Annotated in this window: 16 protein-coding genes; 4 read left to right on the top strand and 12 right to left on the bottom strand. The window is 53.6% G+C overall.

Going from position 1 to position 13,824, the window contains the following annotated elements; all coding sequences use genetic code 11:
• Positions 1-261: 261 nt before the first annotated feature.
• Entirely contained in the window at positions 262-894 is a 633-nt protein-coding gene (locus tag BJQ97_RS05610) for an MBL fold metallo-hydrolase (protein WP_160155831.1), read from the bottom strand.
• Positions 895-1,069: 175 nt separating this feature from the next.
• Between BJQ97_RS05610 and BJQ97_RS05605 the strand changes: the two genes are divergently transcribed.
• Positions 1,070-1,246 (top strand): DUF2759 domain-containing protein, encoded by a 177-nt coding sequence (locus BJQ97_RS05605; RefSeq protein WP_160155830.1) that lies wholly within the window; start codon positions 1,070-1,072, stop codon positions 1,244-1,246.
• Positions 1,247-1,280: 34 nt separating this feature from the next.
• On the opposite strand, the gene BJQ97_RS05600 is transcribed toward BJQ97_RS05605, so the two are convergent.
• The 4 genes from BJQ97_RS05600 to BJQ97_RS05585 all read right to left on the bottom strand — a co-directional run bounded on the left by BJQ97_RS05600 (position 1,281) and on the right by BJQ97_RS05585 (position 5,356).
• On the bottom strand, positions 1,281-2,441 hold the full coding sequence (locus BJQ97_RS05600; protein WP_160155829.1) for a M14 family metallopeptidase: 1,161 nt from the start codon (positions 2,439-2,441) through the stop codon (positions 1,281-1,283).
• Positions 2,442-2,624: 183 nt separating this feature from the next.
• A complete protein-coding gene (locus tag BJQ97_RS05595; protein WP_160155828.1) occupies positions 2,625-3,578 on the bottom strand; it encodes an ROK family glucokinase in 954 nt (317 codons plus the stop codon).
• Positions 3,579-3,585: 7 nt separating this feature from the next.
• Complete coding sequence (locus tag BJQ97_RS05590; protein WP_044733069.1) at positions 3,586-3,798, bottom strand: YqgQ family protein; 213 nt, start codon at positions 3,796-3,798, stop codon at positions 3,586-3,588.
• Between the two features lie 94 nt (positions 3,799-3,892).
• On the bottom strand, positions 3,893-5,356 hold the full coding sequence (locus BJQ97_RS05585; RefSeq protein ID WP_160155827.1) for a spore germination protein: 1,464 nt from the start codon (positions 5,354-5,356) through the stop codon (positions 3,893-3,895).
• Positions 5,357-5,481: 125 nt separating this feature from the next.
• Here BJQ97_RS05585 and BJQ97_RS05580 point away from each other — a divergent pair, with 125 nt between their 5' ends.
• Positions 5,482-6,345, top strand: a complete 864-nt coding sequence (locus BJQ97_RS05580) for a hypothetical protein (protein ID WP_160155826.1) — start codon at positions 5,482-5,484, stop codon at positions 6,343-6,345.
• A 50-nt stretch (positions 6,346-6,395) separates the two neighbouring features.
• Here the strand turns inward: BJQ97_RS05580 and BJQ97_RS05575 are convergent, their stop codons facing one another.
• The 5 genes from BJQ97_RS05575 to rpmG all read right to left on the bottom strand — a co-directional run bounded on the left by BJQ97_RS05575 (position 6,396) and on the right by rpmG (position 9,459).
• Positions 6,396-7,556, bottom strand: coding sequence for a rhomboid family intramembrane serine protease (locus tag BJQ97_RS05575; RefSeq protein ID WP_160157545.1), 1,161 nt, complete (start codon positions 7,554-7,556; stop codon positions 6,396-6,398).
• Between the two features lie 105 nt (positions 7,557-7,661).
• Positions 7,662-7,841 (bottom strand): hypothetical protein, encoded by a 180-nt coding sequence (locus tag BJQ97_RS05570; RefSeq protein WP_160155825.1) that lies wholly within the window; start codon positions 7,839-7,841, stop codon positions 7,662-7,664.
• 79 nt (positions 7,842-7,920) lie between these two features.
• Entirely contained in the window at positions 7,921-8,694 is a 774-nt protein-coding gene (locus BJQ97_RS05565) for a DUF92 domain-containing protein (protein WP_160155824.1), read from the bottom strand.
• Positions 8,687-9,256 (bottom strand): 5-formyltetrahydrofolate cyclo-ligase, encoded by a 570-nt coding sequence (locus BJQ97_RS05560; RefSeq protein WP_160155823.1) that lies wholly within the window; start codon positions 9,254-9,256, stop codon positions 8,687-8,689. Before BJQ97_RS05560 ends, BJQ97_RS05565 begins: the two co-directional genes overlap by 8 nt.
• 53 nt (positions 9,257-9,309) lie before the next feature.
• Positions 9,310-9,459 (bottom strand): 50S ribosomal protein L33, encoded by a 150-nt coding sequence (rpmG, locus tag BJQ97_RS05555; RefSeq protein WP_011231931.1) that lies wholly within the window; start codon positions 9,457-9,459, stop codon positions 9,310-9,312.
• A gap of 149 nt (positions 9,460-9,608) precedes the next feature.
• Here rpmG and BJQ97_RS05550 point away from each other — a divergent pair, with 149 nt between their 5' ends.
• Together BJQ97_RS05550 and BJQ97_RS05545 are read left to right on the top strand one after the other, a co-directional pair.
• A complete protein-coding gene (locus BJQ97_RS05550) occupies positions 9,609-9,959 on the top strand; it encodes a sigma factor-like helix-turn-helix DNA-binding protein (RefSeq protein ID WP_160155822.1) in 351 nt (116 codons plus the stop codon).
• Positions 9,956-10,405, top strand: a complete 450-nt coding sequence (locus BJQ97_RS05545; protein ID WP_160155821.1) for an MltG/YceG/YrrL family protein — start codon at positions 9,956-9,958, stop codon at positions 10,403-10,405. Before BJQ97_RS05550 ends, BJQ97_RS05545 begins: the two co-directional genes overlap by 4 nt.
• A 142-nt stretch (positions 10,406-10,547) precedes the next feature.
• On the opposite strand, the gene pstB is transcribed toward BJQ97_RS05545, so the two are convergent.
• Entirely contained in the window at positions 10,548-11,357 is an 810-nt protein-coding gene (gene pstB, locus BJQ97_RS05540) for a phosphate ABC transporter ATP-binding protein PstB (RefSeq protein WP_160157544.1), read from the bottom strand.
• A gap of 330 nt (positions 11,358-11,687) precedes the next feature.
• Positions 11,688-13,802: a peptidoglycan D,D-transpeptidase FtsI family protein gene (locus BJQ97_RS05535; RefSeq protein ID WP_160155820.1), complete on the bottom strand. Its 2,115-nt coding sequence runs from the start codon at positions 13,800-13,802 to the stop codon at positions 11,688-11,690.
• Between the last annotated feature and the right edge of the window lie 22 nt (positions 13,803-13,824).

Below are 13,824 nucleotides of genomic sequence, written 5' to 3'. Positions count from 1 at the left end.
CCTTCTTGGCGCAGCTAAGAAGGGTTTTTTGTGCTTTCCACCCAACAAACCGCTGCACCGCGCAGTCTAGCCTCTTGTCTGCATAAATACAACTGGCAGGCTTCACCTCATTGACCCAAAATCGTGTTGTCTATGTTTTCCGACTGTTGGAGGCAAGCCACAAGCTTGCCTTCGTCACACTACTGATTCAAGCGGCGCTTGGCTGAACCTCGCGGGTGTGCTTTTTTGTGAAAGCCAAACGACGGCTTTTTACTTTGCTTCTTACGAAAACCCATGCAAAAACGGATTTGTATCCATCTCCGCGGCGATCGTCGTCTCTGGCCCATGGCCGGAAAGAACGATCGTCTCCTCCGGCAGCGTAAGCAGTTCGTCATGAATGCTTTTCAACAGCTGCTGATGGTTGCCGCCTGGCAAGTCAGTGCGCCCGATGCTGCCGGCAAACAGCGCGTCGCCGGAAAACACAATGTTCGCTTCTTGGCAATAATACGAGACACTGCCCGGCGAGTGGCCCGGCGTTTCGCGGACATCCAACGCAAACGGACCAATGTTCAGCGCCGTCGGCCCTTTCAAGCATGTCGGTTCGCAGCGGACGACGACCGGGCCGCCAAAATAAAGTGAGCCGTTTAGCGCCGGATCTTGCAGCCATTGTTTTTCATTTTCGTGCAAATACACTGGAATGTCCCAGCGGGCAAGCACGTCCGGAATGCCGCCAATATGGTCAAAATGCGCATGCGTCAGCAAAATCGCCAACGGGGTCAACTTTTTTTTCTCGATCCGGCGGACGAGCGCCGCGCCCTCTGCTCCGGGATCAACGATGAGGCATGCCCCGTCTGCGGACGACAAAAGATAAGCGTTCGCTTGAATTGGACCGACAGGAATGCGCGTCCATTCCATGACCGTCTCCTCCTTTCGTCTGTCCAATATATGGTTAGCTTTATTTTACTGTTTTTTTTCAAGCGATGAAAGAGAAAAAGTAAAAAGGAAGAGACCTCGACAAATGGAGGAAAAAAGATTACAATGAAAAAGAATGGACACGTTTGTACATACTGTTTCATGAGGGGGTAAAACAATGGGTACGGTCATTATTTTTGCACTTGTGGCGTTGCTTGCCCTTTATGGAATGCTCCGTACATTGCGCGAGAAAAACGTGCTTGGATTTTTGTTTGGACTTGCCACTGCCGCCGTATTCGGGTGGTTTACCATCATGACCATTTTGGACCACGGCATTCCAACCGGCACACACTGAAAACGCAAGAGGCGAATCATGCCTCTTGCGTTTTTTATGCCATTTTGAGCGCTGCTAAAAACAGGCCGAGACTGTCGCGGTATATTTGCGCAAACTGCGAGAGCGGCAACGGATTGACACCCTCGCCGAGCTCCACGGTGTAGCCGCGCCGCTTCCACGTTTGGATGAACCAATCGCGGTAGCCGGCATGGCTGTCAATGTAGCGAACAGCCTGGTAGCCGCTTTCTTCAGCCATCGCCTGAACCGTCGCCTCCGCCTCAGGCGGCTCGAACCCTTCATATCCCCAATAAATTTCCTTGCCTTGCGTATGAAACGCGACGACCATCGCAAAATCGCCCGACTCGGCGAGCGCCGCCATCGCTTTCGCCTCCGGCTCCGTAAGCGGGGCGAAGCCTGGAAAATCGCGCGGTGCCGGCGCTTTCGGCGGTTTGCGGGCCTGTTCTATTTCCCAGTTAGTTGGAAATTGATTGTTTAAATCCACGCCGCGGATGTTCGCTTTCCATTGCGAAAAATCGAGCGATCCACCGTTGATGCAGACGACTTGGCTCCGATGCGGTTCTTCTTCCGGCGGGCCGTTCAGCACAAGGTTGACGCCGTCAGGATTGACCATCGGCACAACGGAAAGAGTCACTTTACGGTAATAATCAAGCACTCGATGGCCGGCAAGCTCGTCATCATTAACCAGCGCCCTCGCGTACTCGTCGATGAGCGCCATGATCACTGCCGTCGTGATCCACTCATTCGCGTGGAATGATCCGTTCATATGCACGCGCACCGGTCCGCGGCCGATTTGCAGTTCAACGAGCGGCAAGCCGAGAACACTATGGCCGATCGTCCGCTGGCGCACAAACGGATAGTGACAGACGAGGGCGGTCATATCCTCCATCAAAGCGGCAAAATCGTACGGACGGACGCTGCGGACGACCGGGGACGAAATCCGTTTCGGCAACGGCGCTGTTCCGTTGATGACCGCCATCGCCCCCGGCAGCCGCCGCAGCACCTCCGTCGGCAGCGATAAGCGGTCAGCGAGCGCTTCCCACGTATCGATCGGCGCGTATCCCGGGATGGCAACGGTCTGCCCAGGGCGCAATCCCTCTTCTACATGAGGATTCGAATCGATGATCAGCTCAGTCGGCACTGAAAACCATCGTCCATATGTTTCAAACGTATCGCCGGGCCATGCTTGAAGGTGCATGCGCCGTCTCCCCTTCCCATTTCTTTACCTTAACATATGTCGGCAGACGGCAAAAAATGAGCGCCTGGCAGGCGGCAGTGCACAAATGTTCGCAAACATCTCCTTCTTCAAAGTTCGTTCCCATCTCATATCATCCAACAATAAGAAAAGGCGCCCCAACCTTTTTGGGACACCTTCCGTTGTTTACTCGCCGACAAGCTCTTTCGCCAGCCAGGCGGCGCCGATGACGCCGGCATCGTTGCCAAGCGCCGCTAAAACAAGCTTCGCCCCAACGGCGACGCGCGGGAACGCGAAGCGGCGGAAATGGGCGGCCACGCGTTCGACAAGCATATCACCCGCCTTGGACACGCCGCCGCCGATCACGATTTTCTCCGGGTTCGTCACATTGGCGGCATTCGCCAACGCCCAACCAAGGTAGTACGTTGCTTCATCGACCACTTCCAATGCCAGCGCATCGCCCGCTTTGGCGGCGTCAAACACCGCTTTGGCCGTCACATCCCCGTTGCGAAGCTCACTCGGACGATCATCTGCGGCCAATTTCTCCTTGGCGATCCGCACGATGCCGGTGGCGGACGCAATCGTTTCCAAACATCCGGTTTTGCCGCAGTTGCAACGGGCGCCGCCATCAGGGATCATCGTCATATGTCCGATCTCTCCGCCGGCGCCGTTTATGCCGCGCGCAATGGCGCCGTTGGCAATCACACCGCCGCCGACGCCGGTGCCAAGCGTCACAAACAACAAATGGCGCGCTCCTCCCCCTGCTCCTTTCCACATTTCGCCAAGCGCCGCAAGATTGGCATCATTATCGACTGCCACAGGCAGCCCCATCGCTTCTTCCAACCGTTGTTTCAGCGGATAATTCGTCCATCCTATATTGACCGTCTCATACAACATGCCGGTTTCCTCTTCGACCGGCCCGGGAGCGCCGATGCCGACGGCAAGCAGCCTCTCTTTCGCTCCACCGAGCTGGGCGAGCGTCCCATCAAGCGACCGGGCAATGTCAGCGACGATATGCTCACCGCGATTGGCGGTGTTCGTCGGAATTTCCCATTTGTGCACGATGTCACCCTCGGTGGTGACAAACGCCATTTTGATTGTTGTGCCCCCAAGGTCAATGCCTGCCAACCATCGTTCCATTGCATCCTCATCCTTTTTTCATCCGTTTTTCCCGCTCCATTTGCGCTTCGTGCCGCAAAATAAACAAAGCAGCTTGCAGCTGTTTCGCATCAATCAGCTGAGACTGGTACAGCTCTTTCACTTCCTCTTCCATCAGCTCCAAATCAGCGAGCCGGTCGCCTACGTAAATGATCGTGCCAAACCGTTTCAACAGCTGCTGAACATCGTATACCGTCTTCATCATCATTCATGCTCCTTTTTTCCTCTTTTAATGTAGCGGCAAATGGCCGCGGCCGTCAAGACAAAAAACGCAGGCACTAAAATCAGCACCTGCGTCAGCGGTCAGGGTCGCGGGGGTGAAGAATCGCCGGACGCCGGTTTTTGAGCGGCATCGGCGACCGGATGAGCACGTCGCGCATCGCTCGGTAGGAGAACGGGATGAACGGCCATAAGTACGGAACGCCAAATGACGTCATCCGCGCCAAGGCAAGGATCCAAACGGTGATGCCGATGACATAACCGTACAGGCCGAACAGGCCGGACAAAATGAGCAAGGCAATGCGGACAAGCCGGTTCGCCAAGCTCATTTCATAGCTGGGCGTCGCAAACGTACCAATGGCCGTAACAGAAAAATACAAAATCACTTCATTGGAAAAGAGCCCCACTTCCACAGCGATGCCGCCGATCATAAGCGCGGCGACGAGGCCGAGCGCGGTCGCCAGCGAAGACGGTGTATGAATGGCGGCCATTCGCAGCATATCCATCCCGATTTCAATCATCAAAATTTGTGCAAACAGCGGAATGTCTCCCAATTTGGCCTTCCCCAAAAACTGGAGCGGATCCGGCAGCAGTTCCGGCTCAATCATGAGCAAATACCAAAGCGGCAGTAAAAACACCGACGCCCAAACGGCCAGAAAGCGGACGAGCCGCAAATACGCCCCGACGATCGGCTTATTCCGGTACTCTTCAGCGTGTTGCAAATGATGCCAAAACGTTGCTGGGGTAATCATGACACTTGGCGATCCATCGACGATCACAAGCACATGGCCTTCATACAAATGGGCCGCTGCCGTATCGGGGCGTTCCGTATAGCGGATAACTGGGTACGGATTCCAATGCCGGCCGGAAATAAACTCTTCCACCGTTTTCTCACCCATAACCAGCCCGTCTGTGTCAATGGCAGTAATCGATTCCCGAACGCGGCGAACGAGTTCTGGGTCGGCGATTTCCTCGATATAGCAAATGCAAATATCGGTCTTCGAGCGCCGCGCCACCTGCACGTACTCCATGCGCAAAGAAGGGTCGCGGACGCGGCGGCGGATGAGCGCGGTGTTAAAGACGATCGTCTCGACAAAACCGTCGCGCGCCCCGCGTACGACCCGCTCCGTGTCCGGCTCTTGCGGCCCGCGCACCGGATACGTGCGGGCGTCAATCAAAATAACCCGATCCACTCCATCAACAACAAGCGCGGTCGGCCCAGCAAGCACCATCGCGGCCGCTTCTTCCAAGTCGTCTGTCTGCCCGATCTCGACGTACGGAAGATATTTTTTCAGGAGCTTCTCAAGCGGGTGAACGTCCAGTTCGTGTTCCTCAATCCGGGACAAATATCTCATCAAATAATGCAAAATATCGTCTTTGACAAATCCGTCAATCATAAACAACGCCATCGCCCGGCCGCCATATTCGACGTCAAGGCGAATGACATCGAAGCTCTTGCCGACTCCAAGCCGTTCGGCTAAATAGGATGCATTATCATGAAGGCGACGTGACACCGGGCGTTTGGGCATCTGTTTCTCCATCGTCATCCCCCTACATCATTTGCACTGTATACTTCCCATCATAGACAGGCATAAGGAAATTCATACATAAAGGTTCCTTGCGATGCATATATTGGTGAAAACCTTGTCCAATCCGGGAGGATGTCATGAAACGATGGATGATCCCCTTCATAGCGTTTGCTTTTTTCCTTGCCGCCGCGCTCGCCTCGCTGTGGGAGCACGATCAGATCGCTGAAACGATCAAGTTTTTCCCGCTTGATCGCGAAGCGGCGTTCATCGAAGCGAAAACATCGCTGGCGCTTGAGAGCGGCCATGAACCCGGACGCTACACGCTCCGCTGGTCAGCCGCCTCCATTTTAAACCGCCGCGCCTATTTGCGTCAGGACGTCTCGTTGTTGTTTGCCGATGGCCGCTTGGCCGATGTGCTGTCAAAATGGAAAACGAACACGGATGCGATCGACATAGACAAGACGGTCCGGATGCGGGACAGCCGCTTTTTTCAAGCCGTCTCGTTCCATCACGGCGAGCTGCATACAGGAGAGAACATCACAAGCAGCCAAACGATGTCAAGCAGCTATTTGTATGTCATTGACTCGCCATATCATCCGCTCACATCGTTCCGGCGGCCAAGAACAGATGACGAGCGCGAATGGCAACGCGTCTTGAACAAAGCCACGAATGAATTTCTCCGTCATAAAGCGGACGAGCTGCTCACCCACTTTTCTTTGTCAAAGAAAGATTATTACGCCCTTTATTTGCCGGAGCTCGTCGCCTACACGGACCAACCGTTGCCTGGGTTGTCAACAGCAAAAACGCAAACCGTCATCGGCCGTCTTTGGGAAGGATTGTACAAGTCGTACATTCTCGGCATCAAAAAAGAGGATGGAGCCATCCTCTCGCCAATCGGCAGCACGATGCCGCTCATTCTCATTCGCAAAGATTACAGCAGGCTCTTCGTTCTCATTGAAGCGAAAACCGGTGAAAAAGTGATGCTCATGCAACTTCTTTAACACATTTCGAAAAGAGGCCTCCCACTTCAAACAAAGCGAAGTGGGGGCGTTTACCGAAATCCGATCCATAAGCCAGCGGCGACAAGCAGCGCCGACACCGCCAACGCTCCCGCCTGCCGCCCTAAAGCGGTGTGTTTTGGCAAATGAACAACGCCAGCCGCCAAAAAACCGCCAACAAGTCCGCCGATATGGCCAGCGTTGTCGATGCCCGGAACAAGCAAGCCAAACAACAAGTTGACGATGATTAAACTGATGACGTTCATCCCCATCGTCCGAAAAAATAAATGCCGGTAGACAGTGCCGAAGTAAAGAAGAGCCCCGAATAGCCCGAAAATGGCTCCCGACGCCCCGGCCGATAATGATGGTGTAAACAAAAAACTTGCCAGCGCTCCGAAAAATCCGGCCGTTACGTAAATGAACAAAAAGCGAAGCGAGCCGTACAGCCGCTCAACCGTCATCCCTAAATAATGCAAAGCAAGAGTGTTTGTCAACAGATGCAAAAAACCAATATGCAAAAACATCGGCGTCAACAGCCGCCACCATTCTCCCGCCTCAATGAGCGGATTGAATTTGGCGCCGTAGTGGATCAACACATCCGGATTCGTGCTCCCGCCGCTCCATTCGAGAACCAAAAACATCGCAACCTGCACGACGATGAACAGCCGGGTGAACATCGGCTTGCCATACTCAAAAATACGCCGTTCCTCCTCACGGCGGCGCCGCCATTCGCGGGCCAACTCGCGCTTTAAGCGCTCGGCGGCAGCAAACGGATCGGACGTTTCCACAGGCGGCTCAAAATGGAGCGCAACGCCCGTCATCTCCGCAAGCCGCGGCAGCACGTCCCCCATATTGCCGCTGTGAAGGAGGAGCGTATGAAGCACGCCATCGGACACTCCAGAGAGCGGCAACGGCTCGGCGACAAGAAATTCCCAATCGTCAACCGGCGGATACACCATCACATAAACATTGATGACCCGGCCCGCTTTGCTGAAATTCCATCCCCTCATTTGCTGAACGAATTGCCATGTATATTCCATATCAAGGCGCAACGATCGGCTCCAATCAAAATCAGCGCGCACGAGGCGGATGAGTGTTGAGCGACGCCAATGGTTTGATTCCAGCCATACTTCATCGGCCTGCTCAGACATCCGCACGATGCGGTAGCCGCCGCGAGACAAACGCTGAACAAGCTGCCAAAACAGTACATCCATCGTTCCAATCACGTTCTCCTCTCCCTTTCTCCGGCGAAGTCAAGCCGGCCAAACAGCGTCTCATCCAAGTCGAACTAAGCAGCCTCCCATCGTTTCATCGCCGCATCACGGGCGCAACATTTGCGATACGAGGGCATTGCGCACCGCAGGAATGTGGAACACCAATCGGACGAGTTGCTTGCGCAGCGGTGGAATGCGCAACGCCCAGTCGGCAATCCGGTAGCGATAGCGGTAGGCAAGCCAGCCGGCCGTAACGGCAATCAGCGAGTACGACCATTTATTCATCGTTGTTCCTCCTTCATCGTATGACACATGCTCGTTATTCTTTTTCCCTTTTTCTCACCAAATATGAAGCAGGGCTCGTCTACTGCACCAACGCGAAGGCGGCCAGCACCGCGCCGATGACCGCCAGGAAGTTCACCGCATCATTGTCAAGCCACCGCCAGCCTTTCATATGAATGGTCGCCTGCCCGCAATGCCGTTTCCGCTCAGTCGTCGCCCCGCATGCCGGACAGCGGTAAGCCGCTTGCCAAGCCGCGCCAAGCCACGTATCGAACCAGCTGCCAAGCCAGCCGAAGAACGCAAGGACGAAAACGGGTCGGGCGTCGAGAAAAAATGCGCCGGCAAGCGCGATAAACAGCGCGCCAGCAAATGAAGCGGCCGTGCCAAGGAACGTCACAGCCCCTGAGGTGCCGGCTTCCACCGGCCGAAAGCTCGGCCAAACCCGAGGCGGCCGCGGGCTTAAAGAACCGATTTCAGACGCCCACGTATCGGCGTTCGCTGCAGCGACGGCGACAACAAACAGCTCGTCCCAAAGCGAGGTCGGCTGAATGACTGCCAAGAACGCCAACACGGCCGGCACCCCGCCATTGGCCAGCACTTGGATGGCATCGCGCCGCCTTCCTTTGGCTACTTTTTCAGCCAGTTTAGCTTTATGGCGCTTTCCGATATAGCTAAATAAGCTCGAGCTGGCAAAAAAGCAACCTAACAGCCATAATCCATCCCAAGAAAACCCGTATCCGACGATCGCGCCGACGATGACAGCAGCCGCCGCTCCTGACGCAGACAATAAGCGCAATCGCCACCCGCCGGTGGCGGCGAGAGCAGAGGCGGCGATATATTCCCATTCATCACCCACAACGGAGAACTCCTTGATCCGTAATAATGAATTTCACCGGCACATCATGCTCCTCAACGGGAATGTCGTCCACCACTTGGAACGAGTAGGCGAGCGCTGCCGTCACCGCCGCCACCCCCGGCAAATATCGGTCGTAATACCCGCCGCCATAGCCGATCCGATAGCCGGTTTTGGCAAAACAGACCCCTGGGACAATGATGAGATCAAACTCATCGCGGTCGATCGGCGTTGTTTGTTTTTCAATCGGCTCAAACAATCCGGCGTACGCTTTTTCGAGCTGGGCAAACGACACGAGCCGCCGAAAGGACATCATTTTCGCCCTTGGATCGCATTTCGGGACGCCGACCGTTTTTCCTTCCCGCCACGCCTGCTCAATGATCGGCAAGGTGTTGACTTCCGTCTCTCTGGACACCGTCATGGCGATCGTCCGCGCCGTTTGCCATAATGGCCACCGATATAAATGAGCGGCGATTTGTCGATCGTACATCTCTTTTTCTGCCGCTTTAAGCTGCCGAAGCCGATTCAACATGTGCTGGCGCCATTCCTGTTTGTCGACCATCATCTTCCCCTTCCTCCCATAAAGATAAAAAGCAGCAGGAATCATCTTCCCACTGCTTACTTCGTTTCGCGGTGCAACGTGACTTTGCGATCGCGCGGGCAATATTTTTTCAATTCCAAACGCTCTGGGTTGTTGCGTTTATTTTTCGACGTAATATAGTTGCGTTCGCCGCATTCTGTGCATGCCAATGTAATGTTCACACGCATCTTTTTTCCCTCCAAACGAACTTTATATAATCAGACTTTTCTATGATACCATTTTTCTTAGGCGATTTCCACCACTAAATTTCATCTTTTTCAATAAGAGCGCCACAAGCGGAGAATGATATGGTATAGTGAAAAGGGGAGGGATGCACGTGATGGAATATGCGATCATCGCTTTGGCAGCTCTAGCCATTATTCTTCTTGTTATTTCCTTTTTTGCTAAAGATGAACTGAAACCGCTCGAAGAACAAATTGATCATTTGACCGTTTCGCTGGCGCAAGAAACATACCAGATTAAAAAGCGATTGCAAGTCATCGAGGAGGAGCTCCTCATTCCGGAGCGGCAACGGTCCGCTTCGCCGCGGCTTGGCGGATCGCTGTCGCCGGCCGATCGGCGCATCTTATTTTTGCATAAACAAGGATTCCCGCTCGAAGACATTGCCCGCGAAACAGGTTTGACCATCTCAGAAGTCGAGCGGGCGGTAAGGAGATTGCGGATATGAACAAACGTTCGGTTCGTTCCTTCGCCTTCGGTTTGCTTTTATCTACGTCGCTTATCGGCGCCTCGTATTACGCCTCGCCCCCCGCTGCGCCGACAGAAGCGGAAGTCAAGGCGTTTCTTAAGCAGCACGGGCTTGTCGCCGTGGCGAAAGTGGAATACGACAGGCTCCGCAGCGCTCAGCCGAACGCCGCTCCGAAAGCGGTGTCCAAGCAGATGTCCCAACCATCAGGGCAAACCGTTTACGTCTATCGACTCGTTATTAAGAAAGGAGATACGCCAGAAACATTTGCCCGCGAACTTGAAGAGGCTGGCATCATTCAAAGCGCTCACGCCTTCAACGACTACTTAGAGCAACATGGGCTGACGCGCTCCATCCGCCCTGGTGTTTACAACGTGAAGAGCGATATGGACTACGCAGCCATCGGCCGGTTGATTTCCCAGCCATAACGAAAGAAGGTGTCCCAAAGGATCGGGACACCTTTTGTTGAGGCTGTGTCTACGCATCAAACAGCGTTTTTTTTTTTGAAAGAAACTCACCTTTTTTGAAACGAACTTTTTGTCCGTCGTCGCCGACGCAGCCCGTCCGCTTTTATCCGAATCGCCCGGCGATATAATCCGCCGTCCGTTGATCAGCTGGCCGAGAAAACAACATTTTTGTCTCGCCGTACTCAATGACTTCTCCGTTTAAGAAAAACGCCGTCCGATCAGAAATGCGGGCCGCCTGCTGCATATTATGCGTGACAATGATGATGCTGTATTTTGTTTTCAGCTCACCCATCAACTCCTCGACCTTCGCTGTCGAAATCGGATCAAGCGCTGATGTCGGTTCATCCATTAAAATGACATCTGGCTCGACGGCCAAACAGCGAGCGATGCACAGTCGTTGCTGTTGGCCGCCCGATAAACCGAGGGCATTTTCATGAAGCCGATCTTTGACTTCTTCCCAAAGAGCCGCTTGGCGCAAGCTTTTTTCGACGATCTCATCGAGCTGCCGCCGGTCGCGGATCCCATGAATGCGGGGTCCATAGGCGACGTTGTCATAAATCGACTTTGGAAACGGATTGGGCTTTTGAAACACCATACCCACTTGCGTCCGCAGCTGTTCAACAGGGTATGACGTGTCAAAAATGCGACGGCCGCGATACAAAATCTCCCCTTCGACCCGGACGTTTGGAATGAGCTCGATCATTCGATTGAGCGTTTTAATATAGGTCGACTTGCCGCATCCTGACGGGCCGATAATCGCCGTAATCTCGCGTTCGTAAAAGGAAAGGTGAATATGTTTTAACGCATGATGCTCGCCATACCATACGTTCAGCCCATTCGTTTCGTAAACGACCTCTTTTTTCACCAACTGGGCCGAAGGAATATCCTCCTTTCGGCGCTCCACCACCGCCATCGTACTCATCGGCGTGACTCCTTTCATTTCCTTCCGCCCTCACTGGCAACGGAAGATCGAGTTTTTCCTATCATGAGCATACAAAACGATCGTTAACGCTGTGTGGACGGTATGTAAAGTTTTTGTAAACAAACATCATTTTTTGTTTCTTCACCACAACATGTACTTGACAAGCAATATGGTTTCCTGCACAAAGATATGCAAAACGTGCTGATTTTCTCTCACAAGCGTAAATAGGGTATGTTCAGAAAAAATCAAGTACAACTTTTGGTGAAGAGCCATTTTTTTGCAAGCACAAAAAAAGAGGCGCCCGTTCAGGCGCCTTTCATGTCAGCGCGCATCGGCGGCCTCCGCACCGCCTTGCGCATCGAAGCTGCTCCCGCCGCCGGCCGCCCGCTTCGCTTTCAATTCAAAATAGGCGTCCAAAATGCGGCGGCCGATCCGATCATTAATTCCGTCGCTCTCCCCTTGCGTCGCCCACGGGACGACAACGGCGAACGACACTTCTGGATCGTTGTACGGCGCATAGCCAACGAGCGTCAAGTTGTACGTTGGATCATTCCGTCGGCTTTGGATCGGTCCATCGTAAAACGCCTCCGCTGTCCCCGTTTTGCCGGCCGGCTTGTACGAAGCACCCGCAAAGTATGAATACGCCGTTCCGCCCGGCTCTTGCATCACACGGCGGAATCCTTCTTGCACCCGCTTGATGTATTCCGTCTTCATATCAATCCGGTTTAGCACAACCGGTTCGAACCGTTTCATGATTCGGCCAAGTTTTTTTCCGTCAGCCGACGGCTCACGAATTTCTTTGACAAGCTGCGGCTTCATCCGATAGCCGCCGTTGGCGATCGTCGAGACGTATTGCGCCAGCTGCATCGGCGTATACATATCGTACTGACCGATGGCTAAGTCGAGCAAAAATCCGCCGCGCGTGCTTTGTCCTTGGAAGCCGCTAAGTTCGTTTGGCAAATCGATCCCGGTTTTCACGCCAAGGCCGAATTGGCTGAAATAGTGGCGAATCGTCGTAAACGCCTCTGGATTGATGCGAAGCGGCGCGTGCGGACGATACACACCGCCCCCGATGGCGATCGCTGTTTTGAACATATAGACGTTCGACGACTGCTTGAGCGCCGTCAGCTCGTTGATCGTCCCCATCGTCTTCCATGATTTTTTCACCGGGGTTCCTTTAATATACAGCGGCTCGTCCTTTATATACGTATTCGGATGAAGCACCCCGGTTTGAAAGCCAGTGAGAACGGTCGCCCCTTTCACCGCCGATCCCATCGCATAAGCGGACGTGATGTTGCCAATGGCAAAGTCAACAAATTTGCCGTCTTGAAGAAGCTTGCCGGCCATCGCCAACACTTCTCCCGTCTTCGGGTTCATCATGACGACAAACGCCCGATCTAAAAGCGGCGAGCGGCCTTTGCGCTTCGTCGCGAGAATCTCTTGTTGAATGATTTGCTCAACCTTTTGCTGAAGCTCGGCATCAATGGTCAACACCAGGTCTTTGCCGCGCTCGCCTGGATACACTTGCTCGACCGAGATGACATTGCCCGATTTGTCGACAATGTTTTTCACTTTTGCCTTTTTGCCGTGCAGCACTTCTTCATACTGCATCTCCAAATAGCTTTTGCCGACGCGGTCATTGCGGCTGTAATCGCGGGCCAAAAAGTAATCAAGCCGTTCGCGCGGGACGCCTTCATCCTCTTCCGTCACACTGCCGAGCACAGAGCGGAATGTGTTGTCATAGACGTATTTCCGGTCCCAATCCACCGTCGTATTGACGCCGGGCAGCTCGCTCAAATGCTCGCTGACGACCGCATATTCGCGGTCGGTCACTCCTTTGCTTTTAACCGTCTGCGGCGTCAAAGCGTAGCCGCTTTCCATCTCATGTTTAATGGCGATCACTTCAAGCTCCGCTTTCGAAATTTGCGCTAAATCTTGCTTGGTGATGCGATCAAGCGTCCATTCGTACACTTTTTTGTCGATCTCTTTTTGCGTCAGCCCTTGATCAGCGAGCTTTTTCCGTTCTTGTTCGCTCACCTTCTGTTTCGCTTCTTCCGGATGCGTTAAAATCCAATAATCCTTCATATCGCGCTCAGTCACTTTTTTCTCCGCATCAGGAATGTCGATGTATTGGGCAAGTTTCCTTGCTATGTCCAATATTTCTTCTGGCCGTGTCGTTTTCGAGCGCGTATACGTAATCGCCTTTTGCGGTGTGTTGTCAACGATCACGCGGCCGAACCGATCGTAAATTTTGCCGCGCGGCACCGGCGTGCTGACGATTTCATCCTGCGTTCGCTCCACTTCGCGCCGATAGTCTTCACCGTAGACGATCTGCACGACGCCAAGGCGCAAAATGAGAGCTGAAAACAACAAAAAAACAAAGAAAAACAAAATGTTTAACCGAATCGGCACTTGCGCCCGCTTTTTCCGTTTCATCCCCCGGTCCTCCTTTCCCTCC

The organism is Geobacillus sp. TFV-3 (assembly GCF_009901865.1).
Classification (GTDB): domain Bacteria; phylum Bacillota; class Bacilli; order Bacillales; family Anoxybacillaceae; genus Geobacillus; species Geobacillus thermoleovorans_A.
Note: the sequence above shows the minus strand (reverse complement) of the source record. Positions and strands in the feature narration are given on the sequence as shown.